Origin of the sequence: Mycobacterium sp. ITM-2016-00318, assembly GCF_002968285.2 — a bacterium.
In the GTDB taxonomy this organism is placed as follows: domain Bacteria; phylum Actinomycetota; class Actinomycetes; order Mycobacteriales; family Mycobacteriaceae; genus Mycobacterium.
Genome location: NZ_CP134400.1, coordinates 2,747,767 through 2,772,354 on the forward strand (window position 1 = coordinate 2,747,767; position 24,588 = coordinate 2,772,354).

Below are 24,588 nucleotides of genomic sequence, written 5' to 3' on the forward strand. Positions count from 1 at the left end.
CGCTCATCCGCAGAAATGGGTGTGACGCGACGCGGGAGGCATCAGAAGCAGGCGTTACCAGACCGGGCCGGTGTATTTCTCGCCGGGACCCTGGCCGGGGTCGTCGGGAGCGGCGCTGGACTCGCGGAATGCCAGTTGCAGGCTCTTCAATCCGTCGCGCACCGGGCCTGCATGCGGGCCGAGGTACTCCGCCGATGCCGAGACCAGGCCGGCCAGTGCGGTGATCAGCCTGCGCGCCTCGTCGAGGTCGCGCTTGGGGCTGTCATCGGGGTCCTCCGACGAGAGGCCGAGTTTCTCCGCCGCGGCGCTCATCAACATCACCGCCGCCCTTGTGATCACCTCGACGGCGGGAATGTCGGCCAGCTCGCGAATGTCAGGAACCTCGGTCATGCCTGCTAGACTGGCACGCGCGACCGTCCCGGCACATGTCAGGGACAGCAAGTGGAGTCCCAACTCCCACCACTGACCATATCGGTGCAGTGGTCCGGTCACAGGCACCTAGTGCCTGTCCTGGTCGGCTTTGGGCCCTGCTTCGAGCAGGGCTTCTGTCGTTTTGACGGCAGTGCTGAAGGAGCTGGGTTTCCTCGAAGAGGACAACATAGGAGGCCCCATCAGCACTGAGACCCGTGTCAACGAACGCATTCGAGTACCTGAAGTCCGCCTCATCGGACCGGGTGGCGAGCAGGTAGGAATCGTGCGTATCGAAGACGCTCTCCGCGTCGCCGTCGATGCCGATCTCGATCTCGTAGAAGTAGCCCCAGACGCCAAACCGCCGGTTTGCAAGATCATGGACTACGGCAAGTACAAATACGAGGCGGCTCAGAAGGCACGCGAGTCTCGCAAGAACCAGCAGCAGACCGTCGTCAAGGAACAGAAGCTGCGTCCCAAGATCGACCCCCACGATTACGAGACCAAGAAGGGTCACGTCATCCGCTTCCTGGAAGCCGGGTCGAAGGTCAAGGTGACGATCATGTTCCGCGGACGCGAGCAGTCGAGACCCGAGCTCGGCTACCGACTCCTGCAGCGGCTGGGCGCCGACGTCGCCGATTACGGTTTCGTCGAGACGTCGGCCAAGCAGGACGGGCGCAATATGACGATGGTGCTGGCCCCGCATCGCGGCGCGAAGACTCGCGCCAAGGCGGCGCACGACGCCGATGCACCCGCCGCCCAGCGCGCCGGCGCTGCGCCGGCCGAGCCCCCAGCGACACCGACCGAAACAACATAGAACTGAGGACACATGCCCAAGGCGAAGACCCACAGCGGAGCGTCAAAGCGGTTCCGGCGCACCGGCACCGGAAAGATCGTCCGCGAGAAGGCCAACCGTAGGCACCTGCTCGAGTACAAGTCGAGCAAGCGCACCCGCCGCCTCGAGGGGCGCACCGAGGTGTCGGCCAACGACAAGAAGCGCGTCAACAAGCTGCTCAACGGCTAGCTTTCGCGCCCCACTGACCTGTTAGACCTCAACGACAAGGAACACCCCCATGGCACGCGTGAAGCGCGCAGTCAACGCCCAGAAGAAGCGGCGGACAGTACTCAAGGCCTCGAAGGGCTACCGCGGGCAGCGGTCCCGGCTGTATCGCAAAGCCAAAGAGCAGCAGCTGCATTCTCTGAACTATGCGTACCGTGACCGCCGTGCCCGTAAGGGCGAGTTCCGCAAGCTGTGGATCTCCCGGATCAACGCCGCGGCCCGCGCCAACGACATCACCTACAACCGGCTGATCCAGGGCCTGAAGGCCGCGGGCGTCGAGGTGGATCGCAAGATCCTCGCCGAGCTCGCCGTCAGCGATCCGACCGCGTTCACCGCGCTGGTGGACGTCGCCACGGGCGCGCTGCCCGAGGATGTGAACGCCCCGTCCGGCGAGGCTGCCTGACACTCACCGAGCGCTCCGACCGGGTGGCGGCAGCGATCAAGCTGCACCGCCACACCGGTCGTCGCCGCGCCGCACGCTTCCTCACCGAGGGGCCCAACCTCGTCGAGGCCGCGTTGCGGCGTGGGCTCGTCATCGAAATCTTCGTCACCGAGGCCGCGTTGACCCGATTCGCGCCGATGCTCGGTGATGCGCCGGTGCACCTCGTCACCGACCGCGCCGCAAAAGCTCTCTCGGACACGGTGACTCCGGTGGGCCTGGTTGCGGTATGTGAAGTGCCCGCGACAAGCCTCTCCGATGTGCTTGGCGCTTCACCCGATCTGATCGCCGTTGCGGCCGACATCTCGGAGCCCGGCAATGCGGGCACCGTGATTCGAATCGCCGACGCGATGGGCGCCGACGCCGTCGTACTCGCGGGCCACAGCGTCGACCCCTACAACGGAAAGTGCCTGCGCGCCTCGGCGGGCAGCATCTTCGCAATCCCTGTGGTGACCGAAACCGACGCCGGGGGAGCGGTTTCCGCGCTCTGTGACGCCGGACTGCGCGTTCTGGCGACCAGCCTCGACGGCGACACGAGCCTGGACGACGCCGACCTGACAGGGCCGACGGCATGGTTGTTCGGCCCCGAAGCCCACGGCCTGCCCGCGGACTTGGCGGCGATGGCGGCCGCACGCGTCCGGATCCCGATGGCGGGCGGCGCCGAGAGCCTCAACGTGGCGGCGGCCGCGGCCATCTGCCTGTACCAGAGCGCGCGAGCACACCGCCTCAACTAATCGCTGAGTCGTCGAGTGTGCGGTTTCGCCCGCGACCCGCCGCGAACGCGTCCGCAGCCGCACAGTCGCCGTCGCCCAGCGACTCTTGAGCGACAACGGAGCGACAGCCGCTCGATGTCAGACCGGCGTGTCATGGTCTGACGGTGAGCCAACTGCTGACGGTGAGCGGCACCGACCTTCGTTACCTGCTTACCGCGTATCTGTTCGACCATGGACCCGCGACGGTCGAGGAACTGGTCGACGCGTTGGCTTATCACGGCTTCCGGCCGATCGGACGGCCTTCGAAGGCCGTTTCGGACGCACTGCGTTGGGAGACGGCGCGCGCACGCGCAATCCGGATCAGCCGCGGGAATTACCGCCCTGGAACGATGTCGCGGGCGACCCGACACCGGATCATTGCGCGGGTGCGGACACTGCACGACGAAGTCGCTGCGCTGTCGCGCCGCCGTGATGCGGGCCTGACCGCTTAGTCGCTGAGCAGGCCCCGCGCCACATGCGTGATCTGTACTTCGTTGCTCCCCGCGTAAATCATCAGCGATTTGGCGTCGCGGGCCAGCTGCTCGACGCGGTACTCCGTCATGTAGCCGTTGCCGCCGAACAGCTGCACCGCGTCCATCGCGACATCGGTCGCCGCCTGCGAGCAGTACCACTTGATCGCCGATGCCTCAGGCAGTGAGATCTCCGCTCCGGTCTGTGCGGCTTCGATGACCCGGAAGAGCATGTTGCGGACGTTCATTCGGGCCACTTCCATATTGGCGAGCTTGAGTTGGATCAACTGGAACTGGCCGATCTCCTGGCCCCACAAGGTGCGGCTCTTGGCGTAGTCCACGCATAGCCGCAAACACTCTTCGATGACGCCGAGAGCCATTGCGGCGACGCCGATCCGCTCGGCGGAGAAGTTCGACCGCGCGCTGGCCCGGCCGTCGCCGGCGGAGTTGTCCTCGGTCTCGCCCAGCAGCCGGTCCCGGCCGAGACGGACGTTGTTGAAGAACAGCTCTCCGGTGCGTGAACTGTGAATACCCATCTTGCGGAAGGGCTTCGACTGGACGAAGCCCTCCATCCCGCGATCGAGTACGAACGTCAAGACCTTGCGGTCGCGCTTGTCAGCTCCGTCGCCCTCGTCGAGCTTGGCGTACACCACGACCACGTCGGCGTCGGGCCCGTTGGTGATGAATGTCTTCTGCCCGTTGAGGATGTAATCCGCGCCGTCGCGGGTCACATACGACTTCATGCCGCCGAAGGCGTCCGAGCCGGAGTCGGGCTCGGTGATCGCCCATGCGCCGACCTTCTCGTAGGTGACCAGGCCCGGCAGCCACCGTTCCTGCTGCGCGAGCGTGCCGCGGCCCGCGATGGTCGGCACCGTCAGACCGAGGCTGACGCCCATGCCGGTCACCACACCCATGCAGACCCGGCACAGTTCGCTGACGACGACGAAGCCCATGCCCGCCGAGCCGCCGTCGCCGCCGAACATTCCGCCCGACCCGCCGCCGCTGGATTTTTCGGTGCCCTCGCGCATCCGGGCCAGTCGCTTCTCCAACGATTCCTTCGCCAGCGCATCGATCCCGAAGGTGGCGAACAGCTTGCGGATGATGGGGTAGGGCTCCATCTCACCGCTTTCCAGCGCGTCGACATGGGGCCGAACCTCTTTGTCGATGAACTCGCGCACTGCGTCGCGCACGGCGATGTCTACGTCAGACCACTCCAGCATGCGACCGAGCCTATGCGGACGCGAGGAGCATACGAATTTCAGGCCGCCGTGCTACGGCCACGTGCGGGGCGTAGCCCTGCAAGCGAGAACGTGGTGTGCACCAGCGAGCCGGCGCGATCGAGCAGGCTCTTGCGGCGCGGGACGTAGTGCATCGGCAGGTCCCTTCGGTCGCGGGGCGGCGCCATGAATGCGGGTGCCTCCACCAACGGCGCGTCGTCGGGTATCCGGCCAGACGCGCGCCGGTAGGCGGCCAGAGCACGTGGGTGCAGTCGGATCTCGTCGGGCACGACGACGAACGCCATCTCGACCAGCTTCCCGAACAGCCGCAGAAGCACCTCGTCGCCCGGGGTCCACCGCATGCCTGCCTTCTCGCGCACCACCGGGTCGAACAAGCCCGCAGCGATCCAGCGCTGGCCGGCCACCATCGGCTTGAAGATCTGGTCCCACACCGGGGTCGGCATCAGCACGAACCACGGCTTGGGGATCTTGATCGAGAAGATGTCGAGGGTGGCGCGGTTGATCTCCAGTTCGTCGCTGCACACCCGGTCCCAGTACTCGCAGAACTCCTCCCACGACTTGGGCACTGGTCGCATGCTCATGCCGTACTGGGCGTACCACTGCACGTGCTCATCGAAGAGTTGCCGCTTGTCGGCCTCGGTGAGGCCGCCGCAGAAGTACTCGGCGGTCTTGATGACCAGCATGAAGAAGGTGGCGTGCGCCCAATAGAACGTTTCGGGGTTGAGGGCGTGGTAGCGCCGCCCTTCGGAGTCGACGCCCTTGATGGTCGAATGGAAGCCCTTGACCTGTTGACCCGTCCTGGCCGCCCGTTCGCCGTCGTAGACAACGCCCATGATCGGGTACACCGAGCGCGCCACGCGCTGCAACGGCTCGCGCAGCAGGATCGAGTGTTCCTCGACCGCTGCGCCGAGTTCTGGATACATGTTCTGCAGCGCCCCGATCCAGACGCCCATCATTCCGGTGCGAAGGTCCCCGAAGTATTTCCAGGTCAAGGAGTCCGGTCCGAGCGGGTCGGCCGGGTGGGAACGCCTCGTCGTCGAACTGGCCGTCACAAATTCAAGATAAGCTTGACAACGCACGTTGTCCACGATTTCGGGGCGCGTCGCGAGCGTGTTTGCCCGCCGAAAGTGCGGCATTTAACCTTGCGCAATGAATGTCGAATCGTTCGAAGAACGGTCCGGCACGTCATCGGGACCGCGGGGATGGCTGCGGAACACCAACCACAACCCTGGCATCGTCGGGTTCCTGCGGCGTGCACGTCGTTCCCTGCCAGGGGACCCCGATTTCGGCGATCCGTTGTCCGCCGCAGGTGTTGGCGGGCCGAGCGCCGCCGCCCGCGCCGCTGACCGGCTACTCGAACGCGACGTCGCATCGCGGGAGGTGAGCCTGGCCGGACTGCAGGTCTGGCAGGCACTGACAGAACGGGTTTCAGGCAAGCCCGCCAACCGTGAGGTGACGCTGGCCTTCACCGATCTCGTCGGGTTCTCGGCCTGGGCGTTGAAGGCGGGCGACGATGCCACGCTGAAGCTGCTGCGCCGGGTCGCGCAGGTCGTGGAACCGCCTCTGCTGGAAGCCGGCGGGCACATCGTCAAGAGAATGGGCGACGGCACCATGGCGGTGTTCGCCGACCCCGCCACCGCCGTCCGCGCGGTTCGCAACAGCCTCGATGCCGTGAGAGATGTTGAGGTGGAGGGCTACACGCCACGGATGCGCGCCGGAGTGCACACCGGCAGGCCGCAGCGCATCGGCTCGGACTGGCTCGGCGTCGACGTCAACATCGCCGCCCGGGTGATGGAACGCGCCGCACGCGGTGGCCTGATCGTGTCGCAGGCGACGATGGACCGCATTCCCGCCGAGGATTTCGAGGCGCTCGGCCTGTCCGCCAAGCGCATACGCAAGCAGGTCTTCTCACCCAGACAGGACGGCGTGCCTACGGATCTGGCCATGTACCGCGTCAAAACTCGCAGAGAGTTGCCAGGCGACGACGAGGAGAACGGCGACCTCACCAACGCATAGTGGTCGGGAGATGTTGTTTCGTGTGCTGCGGGCGCTGGCCCGGATCCGCGTCACCGTTGCTTACGCGGCGACCCTGACCGCTGTCACGACCGCGCTGATGGCCGATGGCGGCTCGGCGCTGATCGTCGCCGGGTTCGTCGGTGCGTCCGGCGCCGTTTTCGCCGAGCTCGCGGTCGGACGGCGACGGACTCGCGCGAATGCGCCGCAACCGGTCGGGGCGGCCTGCGCGCTGTCACCCGGTGTCGCGTGACGCCGCTCTCATCTGGGGATCACCTATGATCGCCGGGTGGCTGATCAGCCCATAGACCTGTCGGAGGAAGCACTGGCCAAGCTGGTCGGTGCGGCCCGCCATGCCTTTGACCAAGCCGGCGACCTCGACGCCCTCGCGCGGGCAAAGACCGAACATCTGGGCGACCGATCGCCGCTTGCGCTCGCCCGCCAGGCGCTGGGTTCGCTGCCCAAAGCCGACCGCGCCGACGCAGGCAAGCGGGTGAACGTCGTGCGGGCACAGGCGCAGCGCAGCTACGACGAGCGCCTGGAGGTGCTGCGAGCCGAGCGGGACGCCGCGGTGCTGGTCGCCGAGAGCATCGACGTGACGCTGCCGTCGACACGCCAACCGATCGGCGCCCGTCATCCGATCACGATCCTCGCCGAGCACATCGCCGACACGTTCGTCGCGATGGGCTGGGAGCTGGCCGAAGGGCCCGAGGTCGAGACCGAGCAGTTCAACTTCGACGCGCTCAACTTCCCGCCGGACCATCCGGCCCGCAGCGAGCAGGACACCTTCTACGTCGCACCGGACGGCTCGCGCCAGGTGCTGCGCACGCACACCTCACCGGTGCAGATCCGCGCCCTGCTCGAACGCGAGCTGCCCGTGTACATCATCTCGATCGGCCGCACGTTCCGCACCGACGAGTTGGACGCCACCCACACTCCGGTCTTTCACCAGGTCGAGGGCCTCGCCGTCGACAAGGGGCTGACCATGGCCCATCTGCGCGGCACGCTGGACGCCTTCGCCCGGTCTGAGTTCGGACCGCTGGGCCGCACCCGCTTCCGGCCGCACTTCTTCCCGTTCACCGAGCCGTCCGCAGAAGTCGACGTCTGGTTCGAGAACAAGAAGGGCGGCCCAGGCTACGTCGAGTGGGGCGGCTGCGGCATGGTCAACCCGAATGTGTTGCGCGCCTGTGGTATCGACCCAGAGGTGTATTCGGGCTTCGCGTTCGGGATGGGGTTGGAGCGCACGCTGCAATTCCGCAACGGCATCCCCGATATGCGCGACATGGTCGAGGGTGACGTCCGGTTCTCCCTGCCGTTCGGGGTTGGCGCCTGATGCGACTTCCCTACAGCTGGCTGCGGGCCGTCGTCCAGGCTGGCGCTCCCGGCTGGGACGTTCCCGCTGACGAACTCGAGCAGACGCTGATCCGCATCGGCCACGAGGTCGAAGACATCATTCCGGTCGGTCCCGTCAGCGGCCCGCTGACGGTCGGCCGTGTGCTCGAGATCGATGAGCTCACCGAGTTCAAGAAGCCGATACGTGCGGCCAAAGTTGCCGTCGGCGAGGCGCAGCCTCGCGACATCGTTTGCGGTGCAACCAATTTCGCTGTCGGTGATCTGGTCGTCGTGGCTCTGCCCGGCACCACGCTGCCCGGCGACTTCACCATCACCGCGCGAAAGACGTACGGCCGCGCGTCCGACGGCATGATCTGCTCGACGGCCGAGCTGAACCTCGGCACCGACCATTCCGGCATCCTCGTGTTGCCGCCTGGCACGGCCGAGCCGGGCACGCCCGCCGCCGACGTGCTCGGCCTCGACGACACCGTGTTCCACCTCGCGATCACTCCCGACCGCGGCTACTGCCTCTCGGTCCGCGGGATGGCCCGCGAGATCGCCAACGCCTACGACCTGGACTACGTCGATCCCGCCGACGTCGCGCCGTTACCCGTCGACGGCGAGGCACTGCCGGTGTCGATCGACCCAGGAACCGGCGTGCTGCGCTTCGGGCTTCGCCCGGTCACCGGAATCGATCCGGCCGCGGTTTCGCCGTGGTGGTTGCAGAGGCGGCTGTTGCTCAGCGGGATCCGGGCGATCTCACCTGCGGTCGACGTGACGAACTATGTGATGCTCGAGCTCGGCCACCCGATGCACGCGCATGACCGCAGCCTGATCACCAGAGGCTTCCGCGTCCGCTTCGCCGAGCCGGGGGAGACCGTGGTCACCCTCGACGACATCGAACGCAAGCTGGACAGCGCTGACGTCCTCATCGTCGACGACGTCGCCACCGCTGCCATCGGCGGCGTGATGGGCGCGGGCACCACCGAGGTGCGCGGCACCACCACCGATGTGCTTCTCGAGGCCGCCGTCTGGGATCCGGCCGCGGTGTCGCGAACACTGCGGCGGCTGCATCTGCCCAGCGAGGCCGCGCGCCGCTACGAGCGTGGCGTCGACCCGGCTGTCTCAGTCGCCGCCCTGGACAGATGCTCGGCGCTGCTGGCCGAGATCGCAGGCGGCACAGCCGAACCCAAGCTGACCGACTGGCGCGGCGAGCCGCCGCGCGCCAACTGGTCACCCCCTCCGGTCGGCATGCCGGCCGATCTGCCCGACCGCACCGCAGGGATCGACTATCCCGAGGGCACCACCCAGCGCAGGCTCACCCAGATCGGCGCGAAGGTGGCCGTCGAAGGCTCGCTGGTCACCGCCACACCGCCGAGTTGGCGACCCGACCTCAAGCAGCCCGCTGACCTGGTCGAGGAGGTGCTGCGGCTGGAGGGCCTTGAACGCATTCCCTCCGTGCTTCCGCAGGCGCCTGCCGGACGCGGCCTGACGCCGGTGCAGAAGCGTCGTCGCGCGGTCGGTAAGTCACTGGCGCTCAACGGATATGTCGAGATCCTCCCGACGCCGTTCCTACCCGCGGGTGTATTCGATCAGTGGGGACTGCCGCGCGACGATCCGCGTCGGACCGCGTGCACCGTGCTCAACCCCCTCGAGGCCGACCGCCCGGAATTGGCCACCACACTGCTGCCGGGACTGCTGGAATCGCTGTCCCGCAACGTTTCCCGAGGCGCTGTCGACGCGGCACTGTTCGCGATCGAGCAGGTGGTCGAGCCGACCTCGCAGACGCGCGCGGTCGAATTGATCCCGACCGACCGCAGGCCGACCGATGCCGAGATCGCGACCCTCGACGCGTCGCTGCCGAATCAACCCGAACACGTCGGCCTCGTGCTCACCGGCCTGCGGGAACCGGCAGGTCCGTGGGGGCCAGGCCGCCCCGTCCACGCCACCGATGCGTTCGAGGCCGTGCGGATCATCGGCCGCGCTGCGGGCATCGAGTTGACTCTGCGCCCCGCGCAGTATCTGCCCTGGCATCCCGGCCGATGTGCCGAAGTGCTCGTCGGCGACACAGTCGTCGGCCATGCGGGCCAACTGCATCCTGCGGTGATCGAACGGTCAGGGCTGCCGAAGGGCACGTGCGCGGTCGAGGTGAACCTCGACGCCATTCCGCTCACCGAGACACTGCCGGCACCCGCGGTGTCCCCGTTTCCGGCGGTGTTCCAGGACATTGCGCTCATCGTCGGTGACGACGTGGCCGCGCAGAGCGTCGTCGACGCGGTGCGCGAAGGCGCGGGGGAGCTGCTGGAAGACGTTCGGCTGTTCGACGTGTACACCGGTCCGCAGATCGGCGAGGGCCGCAAGTCACTGGCCTTCGCACTCCGTTTCCGGGCAGCGGACCGGACGCTGACCGAAGACGAGGCCAGCGCCGCCCGTGACGCCGCGGTCGCGAACGCCGCGCACCGGGTCGGAGCCGAGCAGCGCCGCTGAGATTGCGATTTCGGCGCGCTGACCGACGCTCAGCGCACGCCAACGCGCCGAAATCGCTACTGCACGGGGTTGGTCAGCGATGCGAAGCCGTCGCCCAGTTCGCAGCGCACGATATCGCCCGCCACAATGGGCACCGCGCCCGGCGTTCCCGTGGACAGTATGTCGCCGGGATAGAACGGCATGACGTGACTGTGGAAGCTGAGCAGCTCCGCGGGGGAGAAGGTCATGCCCGCGACGGTGTCCTCACGATGCACCGTGCCGTTGTCCACGGTCGCGACCCGCAGTGCCTGCAGCGGTCCTACCGAAAGCACCTCGTCGAGCGTGATCAGATCGGGCCCAAAGGAGAAGAAGGTCGGGTAGTTCTTCACGCGGGTGAGATAGCGCGGGTTCTCCAGCAGGATCGCCTCGGCGGTCTGGTCGAGGACGGGCACGACACCCGCGACGTAGGACATCGCTTCTTCGACTCCGACCTGATAGCAGGTCCGGCCGATGACGAGGCCCAGTTCCGTCTCCGCCGTGACGCGACCGATCCCCTGCGGAACCACGGTCGGCTCATCCGGTCCGACGATGGTGTGGTCGCCCTTGATGAACGAGGCGGGCGATGTGCGCGGAGCCTGCTCGCCGAGGTCTCCTGCGTGCGCGCCGTAGTTCAGGCCGATGCCGAGGATCTTGTGTGGCCGTGTCCACGGCGCGGCGACAGGTGAATCGGGATCCACGCAGGCAGCGTCGGCGACACCGGCAGCGACCGCGTCGGCGAGCCGGTCCAGCGACCCCGCCTCCAGCAGGCCGAGAAGATGGTTTGGCGCGCCGCCGAGAATGCGATCGACACGGGCGAGCCTGCCGTCGGGCAGTGCGACACATGCCGCGCCGTCGGCCGTGAGCGTTCGAAGGCGCATGCCGGCCTAGACGACGCTCTTGAGCTGTCCGCCGTCCACCCGGATCACCGAGCCCGTCACGTACGATGCCCGCTCGCTGCAGAGGAAGGCGGCGACATCGGCGTACTCGTCGGGACGCCCGTAGCGACCGAGCGCCATCGTCGCCGCACTGGCGGCCATCACGTCGTCGGTGCTCTTACCTTCCCGATCCGCTCTGCGTTCATCGAGAATTGCGTGCGGGCGGTGGCGATTCGGCCGGGCACGATGATGTTGGCGGTCACACCGTCGCGGCCCACCTCATCGGCGAGCGTCTTCGACCATGTGTGCAGGCTGGCGCGCAGGGTGTTGGAGATCGCGAGGTTGGGATGGGGCTGAGCGCGCCACCCGACGTCGAGGTGAGGATGCGGCCCCAGGCGCGCTCGCGCATACCGGGCAGCACCCTGTCGGTGATCACGATGACCGAGAGGATCATCTGCTCGAAGCTCGCGCGCCAGGTGGCGGCGTCCTGACCCGCGGCAGGCGTCGGCGGCGGACCGCCGGTGTTGTTGACCAGAATGTCCACCGGCCCAAGGGAGTTCTCGATTTTGGACACATGCCCGTCGATGGAATCGATGTCGCCAAGGTCCCAGGTGAGCGGCAGCGCCTTCGCACCTGCGCTCTGGACCCGCTTCACGGTCTCGGCGATTTTGTCGGCAGTGCGTCCTGCCGCCGCGACGTTGGCGCCCTCTTCGGCGAGGCGCACTGCGATCGCGCTACCGAGACCGCCGCCTGCGCCGAGTACGAGTGCGGTACGTCCGGTGATGCCGAGATCCATGGCACGGCTCCTTCAGTGGGTGGCGGTGATGGCGGGCAGGGTCGCAAGATGTTTCTCCAAAAGCGGGATCAGTTGTTCCGGCAGCTTCAGCGCGGGCGGGCGGACCCGGCCGGTGGCGATGACACCGCGTCGTCGAAGCAGTTCCTTGCGAATCGAAAGGCCTACCCCGCAGCTGCCCCTCGAAGTTGGCCAGCGGTAACCACGGCGCCCACGCGTCTCGGGCCGCATCGAAGCCACCGTCGCGATGTGCGCGCAGCACGGCCGCCAGCGCAGCCGGATGGCTGAAACCCGTCATCGCACCGGCTGATCCGGCAGCCAACTCGTCGAGCAGTCCGACGCCCCCGAGACCGCCGAAGACGGGCACGTCGAGCTTCGACGCCAGGTGCGCCACGGCGACGGACGTCGGTGGCGTCTCCGATTTCACGCCGACTGCGAACTGGCAGGCCGCCACGATCTCGACGACCTCATCGTCGCTGACGTTGACGCCCGACACGACCGGGTAGTCCTGGATGAGGATGCCGACACCGGTCGCTTCGTTCAGTCGCCGAGCGAGTCGGCCGCGGCCGCCGGATCCGGGTCAGCGATCTGCGCCATCAAGGCGACCGGTGGGCGGGACACCGCGCCGAGCAGTCGCTGTGCCTGCCCGACGACAGCGTCTGGATCACGTTCGGACAAGCCGAGCACGAATGGAAGGTCGGTCGATGACGCGACGGTCTGCGCGACGCTGTTGGCCTCGTCAGGGTTCAGCGACGCGGCCTCACCGAAGACGCCGAGCGCAACGAGGCCGCCCGCACCGTCGGCGGCGAACGAGGCCACTTCGGAACGCAGCGACTCGAGGTCCACCGCGAGATCGTCATCGAAGGGGGTGGCGAGGACGCCCCAAAGTCCCTCCGAGAGAGGCCGAGTCACGGAGCTACCTGCCTTCTTCTATTGCTTTTCCGTCGTTGTGACGATGTGCTCGGCGATGGCGAGCGAAGACGTGGCCGCAGGGGACGGGGCGTTGCGAAGCAGCACGATACGGTCGCGGATGCTGATCCGGAAGTCATCGACGAGACCGCCATCGGAATCGAGCGCCTGGGCGCGGATGCCCGCCACGCCGGGAACGACGTCGTCGTCGTCGAGTTCAGGAACGTACGCGCGGGCGGCGGCGATGAACCGTCGCTTGCTCAGCGATCCGCGCATCTCGGTGATTCCCGTCCGCCAATGGCGGCGCGCGAACCGCCAGAATGCCGGTGTGCGAGCCACTTCGGCCATGTCCGGAACCGAGATCGTGCCCCAGGTGTAGCCCTCGCGAGCCAACGCGAGCACGGCGTTGGGTCCGATGAGAACCTCCCCGTCGACGCGCGGGGTGACGTGCACACCGAGAAACGGGTAGCGCGCATCGGGCACCGGATAGACGAGTCCGTTGACCAGGTTGCGCCGCTCCGGCTTGAGCGCGTAGTACTCGCCGCGGAAGGGCATGATCACCGGATCGGGGTCGTCGCCTGCAAGCTCGGCAAGCCGATCGCTCTGCAGGCCACCGCAGACGATGACCCGGTCGAACGTCGCTTCGGCGCCACCGCTTGCGCCGCGGACCGTTACCACCACTTCGGTGCTCGATGCGCGCAACCCAACGACCTCGTGTCCGAGAAGGACCTTGGCGCCCGCAGCGGCCGCGTCGGCGGCGAGCGCCCGCGTCACCTCGGCGAAGTTCACGATCGAGGTGGAGGGGGAGTGCAGCGCGGCGACACCCCGCACATGCGGCTCCAGCTCGTGTAACTCCTCTGGTCCGATGATGCGGACGCCCGGTACGCCGTTGGCCAGCGCCCGCTCCAAGATGTTGTCAAGCCGTGCGCGTTCGACGTCGTCGAGGGCGACCAGAACCTTGCCGCACGCGATCCGCGGGATGTCGCGCTCGGCGCAGAACTGCTCGAGGAGCCCGACACCGCGACGACAGAGCACCGCCTTGTTGGAGCCCGGCTCGTAATACAGGCCGGCGTGCACCACGCCGCTGTTGCGCCCGGTCTGATGCGACGCGAGGCGATCCTCTTTCTCGAACAGGGTCACCTCGGCGTCGGGGCGGCGGCTAAGAATCTCGCGCGCGACCGCCGCCCCGAGGATTCCGCCACCGACGACTCCGACCCGGTCTGTCACCGGCGCGGGCGAGTCGGGCACGTGCAAGTCTCCGAGCATGGGGGTGGGGCAGGGTCAAAGACCATTGTGTCGCGCAACGCCTCGGCGCGCTCGGCCGAGCCTAGTTCGGGCTCACCAACAGTCGGACCGGGCTGCGGCCGAGCACCTGCCGCCATGGTATGTCGGCCGGATCCTCGCTCAGGCGCAACGGCGGATCGGCGGCGAGAACAGCGCGCAAGGATTCTTCCACCGCGATCTTGGCCACTGCCGTACCAAGGCAGTAATGCGTGCCCGCGCCGAAATTCAGCAGCCGCCCTTGTTCAGGTCTGGTGAAGCGCTCGGGATCGAAGCGATTCGGTTCGAGCCACGCTGTCTCGTCCCGACACGCAGCAGCGATGCACAAAAACACCATCGAGCCGGCCGGGATGGTGGCGCCGTGCAGGCCTATGGGTTCCGTCGCAGTGCGGGGAATTATCGGGATGCTTGGCTCCATGCGCATCGTCTCGGCAGTCGCACTTGACAGCCGAGCGTCGTCGCAATGCACTCCCGTGAGGTGTTCGAGGTTCTGCAGTGCCACCAACGTGCTGCACGGAATCTGACTGCCGGCCGTATCATGACCGGCGACAAGCAGATTCGCGATCATGTTGACCGTTTCGGTGTGAGTCAGGCGCTCACCGTCCGTCTCGGCTGCATGCAGGGCGGTCACGAGATCGCTTCCCGGGCTCTCCTCGCGTCGAGCCGTCAGTCCGTCGACATAGGTTTGTAGTTCTGTGATTGCGCGCGTCGCGTCCGCTATCTGGTCGGGTGTCATGACGTAGAACACCGGGCTCAGATCCTCGGCCCACTGCCGGAAAACCTCGACATCTTCGTCGGGCACGCCGAGAAGGCGACAGATCAGCCGGGTTGCCAACGCCGAACATGCCGCCACCAGGTCGCCGCCTTCCTGGACGGAAGAGACCGCGGTGGCGGCCATCTGTGCGGCCTGGCCCCGAAGCGCCTCGACGGACCGCGGCGTGAACGCCCGCGAGACGAGCGACCGAATGCGACGGTGGTAGTCGCCCTCCGTCGTGAACATCAACCCGCCGTACCAGTCGCGAAGGGCTCCGTCGGCGATGCCCATCATGTCGAACAATGACAGCCCGATCCCGGAAAGTCGCTGATCGTGGGCGAGCCTTTCGCAGTCGTCCTGACGCAGCACAATGGTGGCGCCGGTCATTTCATCCACGGCTAAGGGGCCCTGACGGGCCGCCTCGCGGAGAAGATCGTGCAGTTCACTGGTAAACGAGCCGGTCAGATCGATAACCGCTCTGCCCCCAACACCCATACCTCGGAGTATGCGGCATAATCGCAGATGAAGCGGAGAAACGTCAGCTTGACAACGCAGGCGCTTCCCGTCGCAAAGATCTGTGCAGCTAACAGACTGGCAAGCGCCACGTAGAGTTAGTTTGCAGTGCTCTGCATAAACATGCAGAATTCACTGCATGACTTCTGTGGCTGTTGCCGGTGCCAGCGGATACGCCGGCGGCGAGATATTGCGGTTGCTCCTCGGCCATCCCGCGTACGCCGACGGACGGCTCACGATCGGGGCACTCACGGCGGCCGCCAGCACGGGCACCACGCTGGCCGAACACCACCCACACCTCCTGCCGCTGGGTGCCCGAGTGCTGGAGCCCACCGATGCCGATGTGCTCGACGGGCACGACGTCGTGTTCCTCGCGTTGCCGCACGGCCACTCCGCGACGCTCGCCGAGGAGCTGAGCGCCGACACCGTGATCGTCGACTGCGGCGCCGATTTCCGGCTCACCGACCCGGCGGCGTGGGAGCGGTTCTACGGGTCGACCCATGCGGGCAGCTGGCCCTACGGCCTGCCGGAACTGCCAGGGGCACGCGATCGACTGCGCGGCGCCACTCGCATCGCCGTTCCCGGCTGTTACCCGACGGCGGCGCTGCTCGCGTTGATGCCTGCGGTCGCCGAGGATCTGGTGGACCCCGCCGTGACCGTCGTCGCCGTCAGCGGCACCTCCGGTGCGGGGCGTGCCGCGAAGACGGATCTGCTCGGAGCCGAGGTCATCGGTTCCGCGCGCGCCTACAACATCGGCGGCAAGCACAGGCACACACCGGAGATCGCCCAGGGTCTGCGCGCGGTGACCGACAGAGACGTGACGGTGTCGTTCACCCCGGTCCTGATACCGACGTCGAGAGGCATCCTCGCAACGTGCACGGCCCGGACGGACGCACCGCTGTCCCAACTGCGCGCCGCCTACGAGAAAGCCTACGACGCCGAACCTTTCGTGCATCTCCTGCCGGAAGGTCGACTGCCCAAGACCGGTGCGGTGATCGGTAGCAACGCCGCCCAACTCGCGGTCGCCGTCGACGACGACGCCGGGGTGTTCATCGCGATCGCAGCAATCGACAACCTCGTCAAGGGCACCGGTGGGGCAGCGGTCCAGTCGATGAACCTCGCCATCGGCTGGCCGGAGACCGAAGGACTGTCGATCGTGGGGGTGGCACCGTGACGGGTACCGCAGCCGGTACCACCAGGCTGATGCGGACGCAGGGCGTCACGGCCCCCGAAGGCTTCCGCGCCACCGGCATCGCCGCGGGCATCAAGGCCTCCGGCGCACTGGACTTGGCGCTGGTGTTCAACGAGGGCCCGGATTACGCTGCCGCGGGCGTGTTCACCCGCAACAAGGTGAAGGCCGCGCCGGTGCTGTGGACCCAGCAGGTGCTGACCACCGGTCGGCTGCGCGCGGTGATCCTGAACTCCGGCGGGGCGAACGCGTGCACCGGACCGGGCGGATTCCAGGACAGTCACGCCACCGCGGAGGCCGTCGCCACCGCCCTGTCCGACTGGGGCACCGACACCGGCGCGATCGAGGTCGCCGTGTGTTCCACCGGTCTGATCGGTGATCGGCTGCCGATGGACAAGGTGCTCGCCGGTGTCACCGACATCGTGCACGAGATGGCGGGTGGGCTCACCGGTGGCGAGGAGGCTGCCAGAGCCGTCATGACCACCGACAAGGTTCCCAAACAGGTTGCGCTGCATCATCCGGGCAATTGGACCGTCGGCGGAATGGCCAAGGGGGCGGGCATGCTGGCCCCGTCGCTGGCGACCATGCTCTGCGTCCTCACCACCGACGCGGTCGCCGACGCCGCCGCACTGGATCACGCGTTGCGCCGGGCCAGCGCGCTGACCTTCGACCGACTCGATGTGGACGGCAGCTGCTCGACCAACGACACCGTTCTCGTACTCGCTTCTGGCGCAAGCGCGATCGCGCCGACTCAGGACGATCTCGACGAGGCACTTCTGAAGGTGTGCGACGACCTGTGCGCACAGTTGCAGGGCGACGCCGAAGGTGTCACCAAGCGGGTCATCGTCACCGTCGTCGGGGCGGCGGATGAGGCCGAGGCACTCACCGCGGCACGCGTCGTCGCACGCGACAGCCTCGTCAAGACCGCCCTGTTCGGCTCCGACCCGAACTGGGGTCGTGTGCTGGCCGCCGTCGGAATGGCTCCCGTCCGGTTGGATCCCGAGCGGATCAGCGTGTCCTTCAACGCTTCCCCTGTGTGTGTGGACGGTGTCGGAGCGCCGGGCGCGCGCGATGTCGACCTGTCCGGCGCCGATATCGAGGTGACGATCGACCTCGGCGTCGGCGACGGGACAGCCGACATCCGAACCACCGACCTGTCGCACGCGTACGTCGAAGAGAACTCGGCGTACAGCTCATGACGACACCGACGCAGACCAAGGCCGACGTGCTCGCCGCCGCGCTACCGTGGCTGAAGGCGTTGCACCACAAGGTGGTTGTGGTCAAGTACGGCGGCAATGCGATGACCGATGACGCGCTGCGCCAGGCGTTCGCGGCCGATATGGTCTTCCTGCGCAACTGCGGTATTCATCCCGTCGTGGTGCACGGGGGCGGCCCGCAGATCACCGCGATGTTGAAACGTCTCGGGATCTCGGGCGATTTCAAGGGCGGCTTCCGCGTCACCACCCCCGAGGTGCTGGACGTGGCGAGAATGGTGCTGTTCGGCCAGGTGGGCCGCCAGCTGGTGAACCTGATCAACATGCACGGGCCCTACGCCGTCGGTATTACCGGCGAGGACGCGCATCTGTTCACCGCGGTGCGCCGAAGCGTCACTGTCGACGGGGTCGACACCGATATCGGTCTGGTCGGCGACGTGGAGCAGGTGAACACGGCTGCCGTTCTGGATCTGATTGCCGCCGGACGCATTCCAGTGGTCTCGACGATCGCGCCGGATGCTGACGGCGTCGTGCACAACATCAACGCCGACACCGCTGCGGCCGCGCTGGCCGAGGCGCTCGGCGCCGAGAAGTTGCTGATGCTCACCGACGTCGAAGGCCTCTACACCAGCTGGCCCGACCGTGACTCGCTGGTGAGCGAGATCGACGTCGCCGCACTGACACAACTACTGCCGACCCTGGAGGCGGGCATGGTGCCGAAGATCGAAGCCTGCATGCGAGCCGTATCGGGCGGGGTGCCCAGCGCACACGTCATCGACGGCCGCGTCGAGCACTGCGTGTTGGTGGAGTTGTTCACCGACGAGGGCGCTGGAACGAAGGTGGTCCCCGCATGAACCTGCAACAGCGCTGGGATCGCGTCATGATGAACAACTACGGCACCCCAGCCGTCGCGCTGGCCACCGGAGACGGAGCGGTCGTCACCGATGTCGACGGCAAGTCGTACATCGACCTCCTCGGCGGCATCGCGGTGAACGTCCTCGGCCACCGTCATCCGGCGGTCATCGACGCGGTCACCGCCCAGATGAACACGCTCGGCCACACTTCGAACTTCTATGTGACCGAGCCGGGGGTCGCGCTCGCCGAGGCGCTCGTCGGCCTGCTCGGCGCCGAGGCGCGGGTCTTCCTCTGCAATTCCGGCACCGAAGCGAACGAGGTCGCGTTCAAGATCACCCGGCTGACGGGTCGCACGAAAATCATCGCCGCACAGGGCGCATTCCACGGCCGGACAATGGGTTCCCTCGCGCTGACCGGCCAACCCGCGAAGCAGGAGCCGTTCGCGCCGCTACCCGGTGACATCGTGCATGTGCCGTACGGCGATGTGGCCGCGCTGGCCGAAGCCGTCGACGACGAGACCGCGGCCGTCTTCCTCGAGCCGATCATGGGCGAGGCGGGTGTTGTCGTTCCGCCCGAAGGCTATCTGGTGGCTGCTCGCGAGCTGTCGACGACCAGGGGCGCATTGCTGGTCATGGACGAGGTACAGACCGGAATGGGGCGTACCGGAACGTTCTTCGCCCATCAGCATGCCGGCATCACCCCCGACATCGTCACCCTGGCCAAGGGACTCGGCGGTGGTCTGCCGATCGGCGCCTGCCTCGCAGTGGGGCCCGCAGGCGAGCTGTTGACACCGGGGATGCACGGCAGCACGTTCGGCGGCAACCCGATCTGCGCAGCCGCGGCGCTCGCGGTGTTGCGGGTGTTGGCCGACGAGGATCTGGTGTCGCGGTCAGATGTCCTCGGCAAGACGCTGCACCACGGCGTCGAGGCGCTGCGCCACCCGCTCGTCGACCACGTGCGCGGTCGCGGTCTGCTGTGCGGAATTGCGTTGACCGCTCCCGAGGCCAAGGTCGTGGAGGCCGCGGCCCGCGAGGCCGGGTTCCTTGTCAACGCCGCTGCGCCGCAATTGATCCGGTTGGCGCCGCCGCTGGTCATCACCGAGGCGCAGATCGCCGAATTTCTCACTGCGCTGCCGGGCGTCCTGGACAAGGCGGTGTCGTGATGCCCCGGCACTTCCTGCGGGACGACGACCTGTCGCCTGACGAGCAGGCCGAGGTGCTGGCGCTGGCCGCTCACATGAAGAGCGACCCCTTCTCGCGGCGTCCGCTCGAGGGACCGCGCGGTGTCGCGGTCATCTTCGACAAGAACTCCACGAGGACCAGGTTCTCGTTCGAGGTGGGCATAGCGCAGCTGGGCGGACACGCCGTGGTCGTCGACGGGCGCAGCACGCAGCTCGGTCGGGAGGAGACGCTCGAAGACACCGGAAAGGTGCTGTCGCGCTACGTCGAAGCGATTGTGTGGCGCACGTTCGGGCAGGACCGACTCACCGCGATGGCAGCCGGCGCGACAGTGCCGATCGTCAATGCGCTCTCCGACGAGTTCCATCCCTGCCAGGTGCTGGCCGACCTTCAAACGCTGGCCGAGCGCAAGGGCGCGCTGAAGGGCCTGCGGCTGTGCTACTTCGGCGACGGCGCCAACAACATGGCGCACTCGCTGATGATCGGCGGCGTGACGGCGGGCATCGACGTCACCATCGCCGCGCCGCGCGGATTCGAACCGAGTAAGGAGTTCGTGGCCGCCGCCGAGCAGCGAGGTCAGCTGACCGGCGCATCGGTGACGGTCTGCGGTGATGCCGCGACAGCCGCGGCGGGCGCCGACGTGCTGGTCACAGACACCTGGACCTCGATGGGTCAGGAAAACGACGGGCTGGACCGGATCTCACCGTTCAAGCCGTTCCAGGTCAACGCCGAGCTGCTTGGCCTGGCTGACTCGGAAGCCGTTGTGCTGCATTGTCTCCCCGCACACCGCGGCTATGAGATCACCGACGACGTCATCGACGGCGCACACAGCGCAGTGTGGGACGAGGCCGAGAACCGGTTGCACGCGCAGAAAGCGCTGCTGGCATGGCTGCTGGAGGCGTCATGACCGCAGGCAGAGCTCCGGAGATCAGCACCACGAGGGCGGGTAGGCAGGCACGCATCGTCGCGATCCTGTCGTCGAACCCGGTTCGCAGCCAGACCGAACTGGCCGCGATGCTCGCCGCCGAGGGCATCGAGGTGACCCAGGCGACGCTGTCGCGCGATCTGGAGGAACTGGGCGCAGTCAAGCTGCGGGCCGCCGACGGCGGCGTCGGCGTCTACGTCGTGCCCGAGGACGGTAGCCCGGTGCGCGGCGTCTCGGGCGGAACCGAGCGGTTGACGCGGCTCCTGAGCGACCTGTTGACGTCGACCGACGCCAGCGGGAACCTCGCCGTGTTGCGCACACCGCCGGGAGCGGCCCAGTATCTGGCCAGCGCGATCGATCGTGCCGCGCTGCCCTATGTCGTCGGCACGATCGCCGGCGACGACACCCTTTTCGTGGTGGCCCGCGAGCCGATGACCGGCGCCGAACTGGCCGCCACTATCGAGAACCTTCGATAGGCCTGTCAACAAAGGAGATTGATTACATGTCCGAACGCGTCATCCTGGCGTATTCAGGCGGTCTGGACACCTCGGTGGCGATCAGCTGGATCGGCAAGGAGACCGGCCGCGAGGTCGTCGCCGTCGCGATCGACCTCGGCCAGGGCGGCGAGGATATGGAGGTCGTGCGACAGCGAGCGCTCGACTGCGGTGCCGTTGAGGCCGTAGTCATCGACGCGCGCGACGAGTTCGCCGACGAGTACTGTCTGCCCGCCATCAAGTCCAACGCGCTCTACATGGATCGCTACCCGCTGGTGTCCGCGCTCAGCCGCCCGCTCATCGTCAAACACCTCGTATCGGCCGCGCGCGAGTACGAAGGCGGCATCGTCGCACACGGCTGCACGGGCAAGGGCAACGACCAGGTCCGGTTCGAGGTCGGATTCGGTTCACTGGCACCGGATCTGGAAGTACTGGCGCCGGTCCGCGACTACGCGTGGACGCGGGAGAAGGCGATCGCCTTCGCCGAGGAGAACGCGATTCCGATCAACGTCACGAAGCGCTCGCCGTTCTCCGTCGACCAGAACGTATGGGGCCGAGCGGTGGAGACCGGTTTCCTCGAGCACCTGTGGAACGCGCCGACCAAGGACGTGTACGACTACACCGAGGATCCGACCGTCAACTGGAGCTCGCCGGATGAGGTGATCGTCGGATTCGAGAAGGGCGTGCCGGTTTCGATCGACGGCAGGCGCGTGACCGTGCTGCAGGCCATCGAGGAACTCAATCGCCGCGCGGGCGAACAAGGCGTCGGCCGGCTCGACGTCGTCGAAGACCGGCTGGTCGGCATCAAGAGCCGCGAGATCTACGAGGCGCCGGGGGCGATGGTCTTGGTCACTGCCCACACCGAACTCGAACACGTCACGCTCGAGCGGGAGTTGGGCCGCTTCAAGCGCCAGACCGACCAGCGATGGGGTGAGCTCGTCTACGACGGCCTCTGGTATTCGCCGCTGAAGCGGGCGCTGGAAGCGTTTGTGGCCGATACTCAGGAACATGTGACCGGCGAGATCCGGATGGTGTTGCACGGTGGGCACATCGCCGTCAACGGCAGGCGCAGCCCCGAATCCCTTTACGACTTCAACCTGGCCACCTACGACGAGGGCGACACCTTCGACCAGTCCTCGGCGAAGGGCTTCGTGCACGTGCACGGACTGTCCTCGAAGATCGCCGCGCGAAGGGACCTGGGTGAGCACTAACGAGGGGTCGCTGTGGGGCGGGCGGTTCACCGACGGCCCGTCGGATGCGCTTGCTGCACTGAGCAAGTCCACGCACTTCGACTGGGTGCTCGCGCCCTACGACATCAGGGCGTCGAAGGCGCACACCCGTGTGCTGTTCCGTGCCGGGTTGCTGAGCGAGGAGCAGCGCGATGGTCTGCTCGCGGGACTGGACAGCCTCGGCGAAGATGTGGCCGACGGCAGCTTTCTGCCGATCGTCACCGATGAGGACGTGCACGGCGCGCTGGAACGTGGGCTGATCGACCGTGTCGGCGACGATCTCGGTGGGCGGCTGCGGGCGGGCCGATCGCGAAATGACCAAGTGGCCACGCTCTTTCGGCTGTGGTTGCGTGATGCGGTCCGCAGGATCGCCGATGGTGCGCTTGACGTGGTGTCAGCGCTGGCGACACAGGCCGCGGCGCATCCGACGGCGATCATGCCCGGCAAGACCCATCTGCAGTCGGCCCAGCCGATCCTGCTTGCCCATCACCTACTCGCGCACGCACATCCGCTGCTACGCGACGTCGACCGGCTGATCGACTTCGACGCGCGCGCGGCGGTGTCGCCCTACGGCGCCGGCGCGCTTGCGGGCTCGTCACTGGGGCTCGACCCGGACGCCATCGCCGAAGAACTCGGATTCGCGGCCGCCGCGGACAATTCGGTCGACGCCACCGCCGCACGCGATTTCGCTGCGGAGGCGGCGTTTGTTTTCACGATGATCGGCGTCGATCTGTCTCGCTTGGCCGAGGACATCATCCTGTGGAGCACGACTGAGTTCGGCTATGTGACACTGCACGACTCGTGGTCGACCGGCAGTTCCATCATGCCGCAGAAGAAGAATCCCGACATTGCCGAGCTTGCGCGGGGCAAGGCGGGCAGGCTGATCGGCAACCTCACGGGCTTGTTGGCGACGCTCAAGGCGCAGCCGTTGGCATACAATCGCGATCTTCAAGAGGACAAGGAGCCGGTATTCGACTCGGTGGCCCAGCTCGAGCTGTTGCTGCCCGCTATGGCCGGCCTCGTCGGAACGTTGCGCTTCGATGTCGACCGGATGGCGGAATTGGCCCCGCTGGGTTACACGCTCGCCACCGATATCGCCGAGTGGTTGGTGCGCAGGGGAGTGCCGTTCCGGACCGCGCACGAGGCGGCCGGCGCGGCGGTGCGGGCCGCCGAAGCAAGGGGAGTCGGGCTCGAAGTCCTCGAGGACGCCGAGCTGACCGCTATCCATCCGGAGCTCAACGGCGACGTGCGCGAGGTGCTCACCGTGGCTGGTTCGGTGAACTCTCGCGATGCCCGCGGCGGCACCGCGCCGATTCAGGTGGCCAAACAACTCGGCGTCGTTCGCAACACCGCCGAAACTCTCCGCGCGCGCCTATAGGCCACGGTGGCCGAGCCACTGGATCATCCGCTCGGCGACCGCCTGCCATCCCGGCTCGAGCATCATGTCGTGGCCCATGTCGGAGAAGAACTGGGCGTCGGTGCCGTGAGCGCGCGCCGTCGCCCGGACCTCTTCCTGCGTCAACGCTCCGTCGTCGGCGGCGCCGAGCACCAACATCGGCGTGCTGATCAATTCCGGCTGTGGCAGATCGCCAAAGCTCATCTCGCGCATCGCGCGTCCGCTCTCGGGCTGCAGTCGTGCCGCGCAATCGACGACGATCTCTTCGGGCGTGTGCGAACAGAAGAGGTGGTCGCGGACCAGAACGGGAGTGCCGACCACGTCAAGGGTGGTGCCGATCGTGCTCGGCTTCAGCAGCCCCGCCCACGGGTGGCGTGCAATGAGGCGCAGCGAGGCACGGAAAGTGCCCTGTGGCGGTGCCGAGGCCATCAGCACGCCCGCCGGTGCGTGGTGGCTCTCCAGGAGCTTCTGCACGACGAATCCGCCCATCGAGTGCCCGACAAAGATGGGCTCGCTGTCGAGTAGAGCAGCGGCGGCATTCACATCGTCGACGTAGTCGGCGATCGAGTAGGTCCGCAGGCGCTGGGAGGCCGGGCTCCTGCCGTGCCCGCGAAGGCTGACGGCTACGGCCTGAAACCCGTTCTCAGCGAAGAAGTTCAGGAAGTGTTCGTCCCAGCACCACGCAGCGTGCCAGCCACCATGGACGAACAGCAGCGGCACCGGATGGGCTGCGGTGCAACGGCCTCTGTCGATGACCTCCTGCATC

Annotated in this window: 28 protein-coding genes; 17 read left to right on the top strand and 11 right to left on the bottom strand. The window is 67.2% G+C overall.

Translation table 11 applies throughout. The features are described 5' to 3' along the window. Positions 1 to 54: 54 nt before the first annotated feature. On the bottom strand, positions 55 to 390 hold the full coding sequence (locus C6A82_RS13420; RefSeq protein WP_105341799.1) for a DUF1844 domain-containing protein: 336 nt from the start codon (positions 388 to 390) through the stop codon (positions 55 to 57). Between the two features lie 220 nt (positions 391 to 610). Between C6A82_RS13420 and infC the strand changes: the two genes are divergently transcribed. The 5 genes from infC (at position 611) to C6A82_RS13445 (ending at position 3,111) form a co-directional block, all read left to right on the top strand. After that, positions 611 to 1,225 carry a translation initiation factor IF-3 gene (gene infC / locus C6A82_RS13425; RefSeq protein WP_199193585.1) on the top strand — a complete coding sequence of 205 codons (615 nt, stop codon included), beginning with the start codon at positions 611 to 613 and terminating at the stop codon, positions 1,223 to 1,225. Between the two features lie 12 nt (positions 1,226 to 1,237). Beyond that, the gene (rpmI, locus tag C6A82_RS13430; protein ID WP_105341800.1) at positions 1,238 to 1,432 is read left to right on the top strand and encodes a 50S ribosomal protein L35; all 195 of its coding nucleotides are present in this window, start codon (positions 1,238 to 1,240) and stop codon (positions 1,430 to 1,432) included. Positions 1,433 to 1,481: 49 nt separating this feature from the next. Then, complete coding sequence (rplT, locus tag C6A82_RS13435; RefSeq protein WP_311101327.1) at positions 1,482 to 1,871, top strand: 50S ribosomal protein L20; 390 nt, start codon at positions 1,482 to 1,484, stop codon at positions 1,869 to 1,871. Positions 1,872 to 1,894: 23 nt separating this feature from the next. Continuing rightward, positions 1,895 to 2,641, top strand: coding sequence for an RNA methyltransferase (locus tag C6A82_RS13440; RefSeq protein ID WP_105342382.1), 747 nt, complete (start codon positions 1,895 to 1,897; stop codon positions 2,639 to 2,641). A 143-nt stretch (positions 2,642 to 2,784) separates the two neighbouring features. Beyond that, on the top strand, positions 2,785 to 3,111 hold the full coding sequence (locus C6A82_RS13445) for a hypothetical protein (protein WP_105342380.1): 327 nt from the start codon (positions 2,785 to 2,787) through the stop codon (positions 3,109 to 3,111). Here C6A82_RS13445 and C6A82_RS13450 read toward each other — a convergent pair. Both C6A82_RS13450 and C6A82_RS13455 read right to left on the bottom strand, forming a co-directional pair. Continuing rightward, on the bottom strand, positions 3,108 to 4,349 hold the full coding sequence (locus C6A82_RS13450; protein WP_105342378.1) for an acyl-CoA dehydrogenase family protein: 1,242 nt from the start codon (positions 4,347 to 4,349) through the stop codon (positions 3,108 to 3,110). The two genes, C6A82_RS13445 and C6A82_RS13450, sit on opposite strands and share 4 nt — an antisense overlap. A 38-nt stretch (positions 4,350 to 4,387) precedes the next feature. Further along, entirely contained in the window at positions 4,388 to 5,419 is a 1,032-nt protein-coding gene (locus C6A82_RS13455; RefSeq protein ID WP_233216767.1) for an oxygenase MpaB family protein, read from the bottom strand. Between the two features lie 97 nt (positions 5,420 to 5,516). On the opposite strand from C6A82_RS13455, the gene C6A82_RS13460 reads away from it, so the two are divergent. The 4 genes from C6A82_RS13460 to pheT are packed head-to-tail and all read left to right on the top strand — an operon-like array spanning position 5,517 to position 10,199. After that, entirely contained in the window at positions 5,517 to 6,383 is an 867-nt protein-coding gene (locus C6A82_RS13460) for an adenylate/guanylate cyclase domain-containing protein (RefSeq protein ID WP_105342374.1), read from the top strand. A 10-nt stretch (positions 6,384 to 6,393) separates the two neighbouring features. Then, the gene (locus tag C6A82_RS13465; RefSeq protein WP_105342372.1) at positions 6,394 to 6,633 is read left to right on the top strand and encodes a hypothetical protein; all 240 of its coding nucleotides are present in this window, start codon (positions 6,394 to 6,396) and stop codon (positions 6,631 to 6,633) included. 36 nt (positions 6,634 to 6,669) lie between these two features. Then, on the top strand, positions 6,670 to 7,713 hold the full coding sequence (pheS, locus tag C6A82_RS13470; protein WP_105342371.1) for a phenylalanine--tRNA ligase subunit alpha: 1,044 nt from the start codon (positions 6,670 to 6,672) through the stop codon (positions 7,711 to 7,713). Then, positions 7,713 to 10,199, top strand: coding sequence for a phenylalanine--tRNA ligase subunit beta (pheT, locus tag C6A82_RS13475; protein WP_311101332.1), 2,487 nt, complete (start codon positions 7,713 to 7,715; stop codon positions 10,197 to 10,199). The genes pheS and pheT overlap by 1 nt, the downstream gene beginning before the upstream one ends. Positions 10,200 to 10,255: 56 nt before the next feature. Here the strand turns inward: pheT and C6A82_RS13480 are convergent, their stop codons facing one another. From C6A82_RS13480 to C6A82_RS13510, 7 genes are all read right to left on the bottom strand, one after another. Then, entirely contained in the window at positions 10,256 to 11,095 is an 840-nt protein-coding gene (locus C6A82_RS13480; protein ID WP_105347174.1) for a fumarylacetoacetate hydrolase family protein, read from the bottom strand. 6 nt (positions 11,096 to 11,101) lie between these two features. Next, on the bottom strand, positions 11,102 to 11,254 hold the full coding sequence (locus C6A82_RS13485; protein WP_199193885.1) for an SDR family oxidoreductase: 153 nt from the start codon (positions 11,252 to 11,254) through the stop codon (positions 11,102 to 11,104). 97 nt (positions 11,255 to 11,351) lie between these two features. Beyond that, positions 11,352 to 11,888 carry an SDR family NAD(P)-dependent oxidoreductase gene (locus C6A82_RS13490; protein WP_199193884.1) on the bottom strand — a complete coding sequence of 179 codons (537 nt, stop codon included), beginning with the start codon at positions 11,886 to 11,888 and terminating at the stop codon, positions 11,352 to 11,354. 12 nt (positions 11,889 to 11,900) lie between these two features. Beyond that, the gene (locus C6A82_RS13495) at positions 11,901 to 12,116 is read right to left on the bottom strand and encodes a hypothetical protein (RefSeq protein WP_199193883.1); all 216 of its coding nucleotides are present in this window, start codon (positions 12,114 to 12,116) and stop codon (positions 11,901 to 11,903) included. Between the two features lie 309 nt (positions 12,117 to 12,425). Then, the gene (locus C6A82_RS13500) at positions 12,426 to 12,797 is read right to left on the bottom strand and encodes a dihydrodipicolinate synthase family protein (protein ID WP_199193882.1); all 372 of its coding nucleotides are present in this window, start codon (positions 12,795 to 12,797) and stop codon (positions 12,426 to 12,428) included. An 18-nt stretch (positions 12,798 to 12,815) separates the two neighbouring features. After that, the gene (lhgO, locus tag C6A82_RS13505; RefSeq protein ID WP_105347179.1) at positions 12,816 to 14,021 is read right to left on the bottom strand and encodes an L-2-hydroxyglutarate oxidase; all 1,206 of its coding nucleotides are present in this window, start codon (positions 14,019 to 14,021) and stop codon (positions 12,816 to 12,818) included. Positions 14,022 to 14,121: 100 nt separating this feature from the next. Then, the gene (locus C6A82_RS13510; RefSeq protein ID WP_233217058.1) at positions 14,122 to 15,216 is read right to left on the bottom strand and encodes a cytochrome P450; all 1,095 of its coding nucleotides are present in this window, start codon (positions 15,214 to 15,216) and stop codon (positions 14,122 to 14,124) included. A 265-nt stretch (positions 15,217 to 15,481) separates the two neighbouring features. Here C6A82_RS13510 and argC point away from each other — a divergent pair, with 265 nt between their 5' ends. The 8 genes from argC to argH are packed head-to-tail and all read left to right on the top strand — an operon-like array spanning position 15,482 to position 23,804. Beyond that, complete coding sequence (argC, locus tag C6A82_RS13515; RefSeq protein ID WP_105347171.1) at positions 15,482 to 16,516, top strand: N-acetyl-gamma-glutamyl-phosphate reductase; 1,035 nt, start codon at positions 15,482 to 15,484, stop codon at positions 16,514 to 16,516. A 29-nt stretch (positions 16,517 to 16,545) separates the two neighbouring features. Further along, positions 16,546 to 17,730, top strand: coding sequence for a bifunctional glutamate N-acetyltransferase/amino-acid acetyltransferase ArgJ (argJ, locus tag C6A82_RS13520; protein WP_105347177.1), 1,185 nt, complete (start codon positions 16,546 to 16,548; stop codon positions 17,728 to 17,730). Beyond that, a complete protein-coding gene (argB, locus tag C6A82_RS13525) occupies positions 17,727 to 18,599 on the top strand; it encodes an acetylglutamate kinase (protein WP_105347169.1) in 873 nt (290 codons plus the stop codon). Before argJ ends, argB begins: the two co-directional genes overlap by 4 nt. Continuing rightward, entirely contained in the window at positions 18,596 to 19,762 is a 1,167-nt protein-coding gene (locus tag C6A82_RS13530) for an acetylornithine transaminase (protein WP_105347167.1), read from the top strand. The genes argB and C6A82_RS13530 overlap by 4 nt, the downstream gene beginning before the upstream one ends. Next, complete coding sequence (argF, locus tag C6A82_RS13535) at positions 19,762 to 20,685, top strand: ornithine carbamoyltransferase (RefSeq protein ID WP_105347166.1); 924 nt, start codon at positions 19,762 to 19,764, stop codon at positions 20,683 to 20,685. Before C6A82_RS13530 ends, argF begins: the two co-directional genes overlap by 1 nt. After that, a complete protein-coding gene (locus C6A82_RS13540; RefSeq protein ID WP_105347164.1) occupies positions 20,682 to 21,179 on the top strand; it encodes an arginine repressor in 498 nt (165 codons plus the stop codon). Before argF ends, C6A82_RS13540 begins: the two co-directional genes overlap by 4 nt. 26 nt (positions 21,180 to 21,205) lie before the next feature. After that, positions 21,206 to 22,408 carry an argininosuccinate synthase gene (locus C6A82_RS13545; RefSeq protein WP_105347163.1) on the top strand — a complete coding sequence of 401 codons (1,203 nt, stop codon included), beginning with the start codon at positions 21,206 to 21,208 and terminating at the stop codon, positions 22,406 to 22,408. Further along, a complete protein-coding gene (gene argH, locus C6A82_RS13550) occupies positions 22,398 to 23,804 on the top strand; it encodes an argininosuccinate lyase (RefSeq protein WP_105347161.1) in 1,407 nt (468 codons plus the stop codon). The genes C6A82_RS13545 and argH overlap by 11 nt, the downstream gene beginning before the upstream one ends. Here the strand turns inward: argH and C6A82_RS13555 are convergent. Continuing rightward, positions 23,799 to 24,587, bottom strand: a complete 789-nt coding sequence (locus C6A82_RS13555; protein WP_105347159.1) for an alpha/beta hydrolase — start codon at positions 24,585 to 24,587, stop codon at positions 23,799 to 23,801. The genes argH and C6A82_RS13555 overlap by 6 nt on opposite strands. Between the last annotated feature and the right edge of the window lies 1 nt (position 24,588).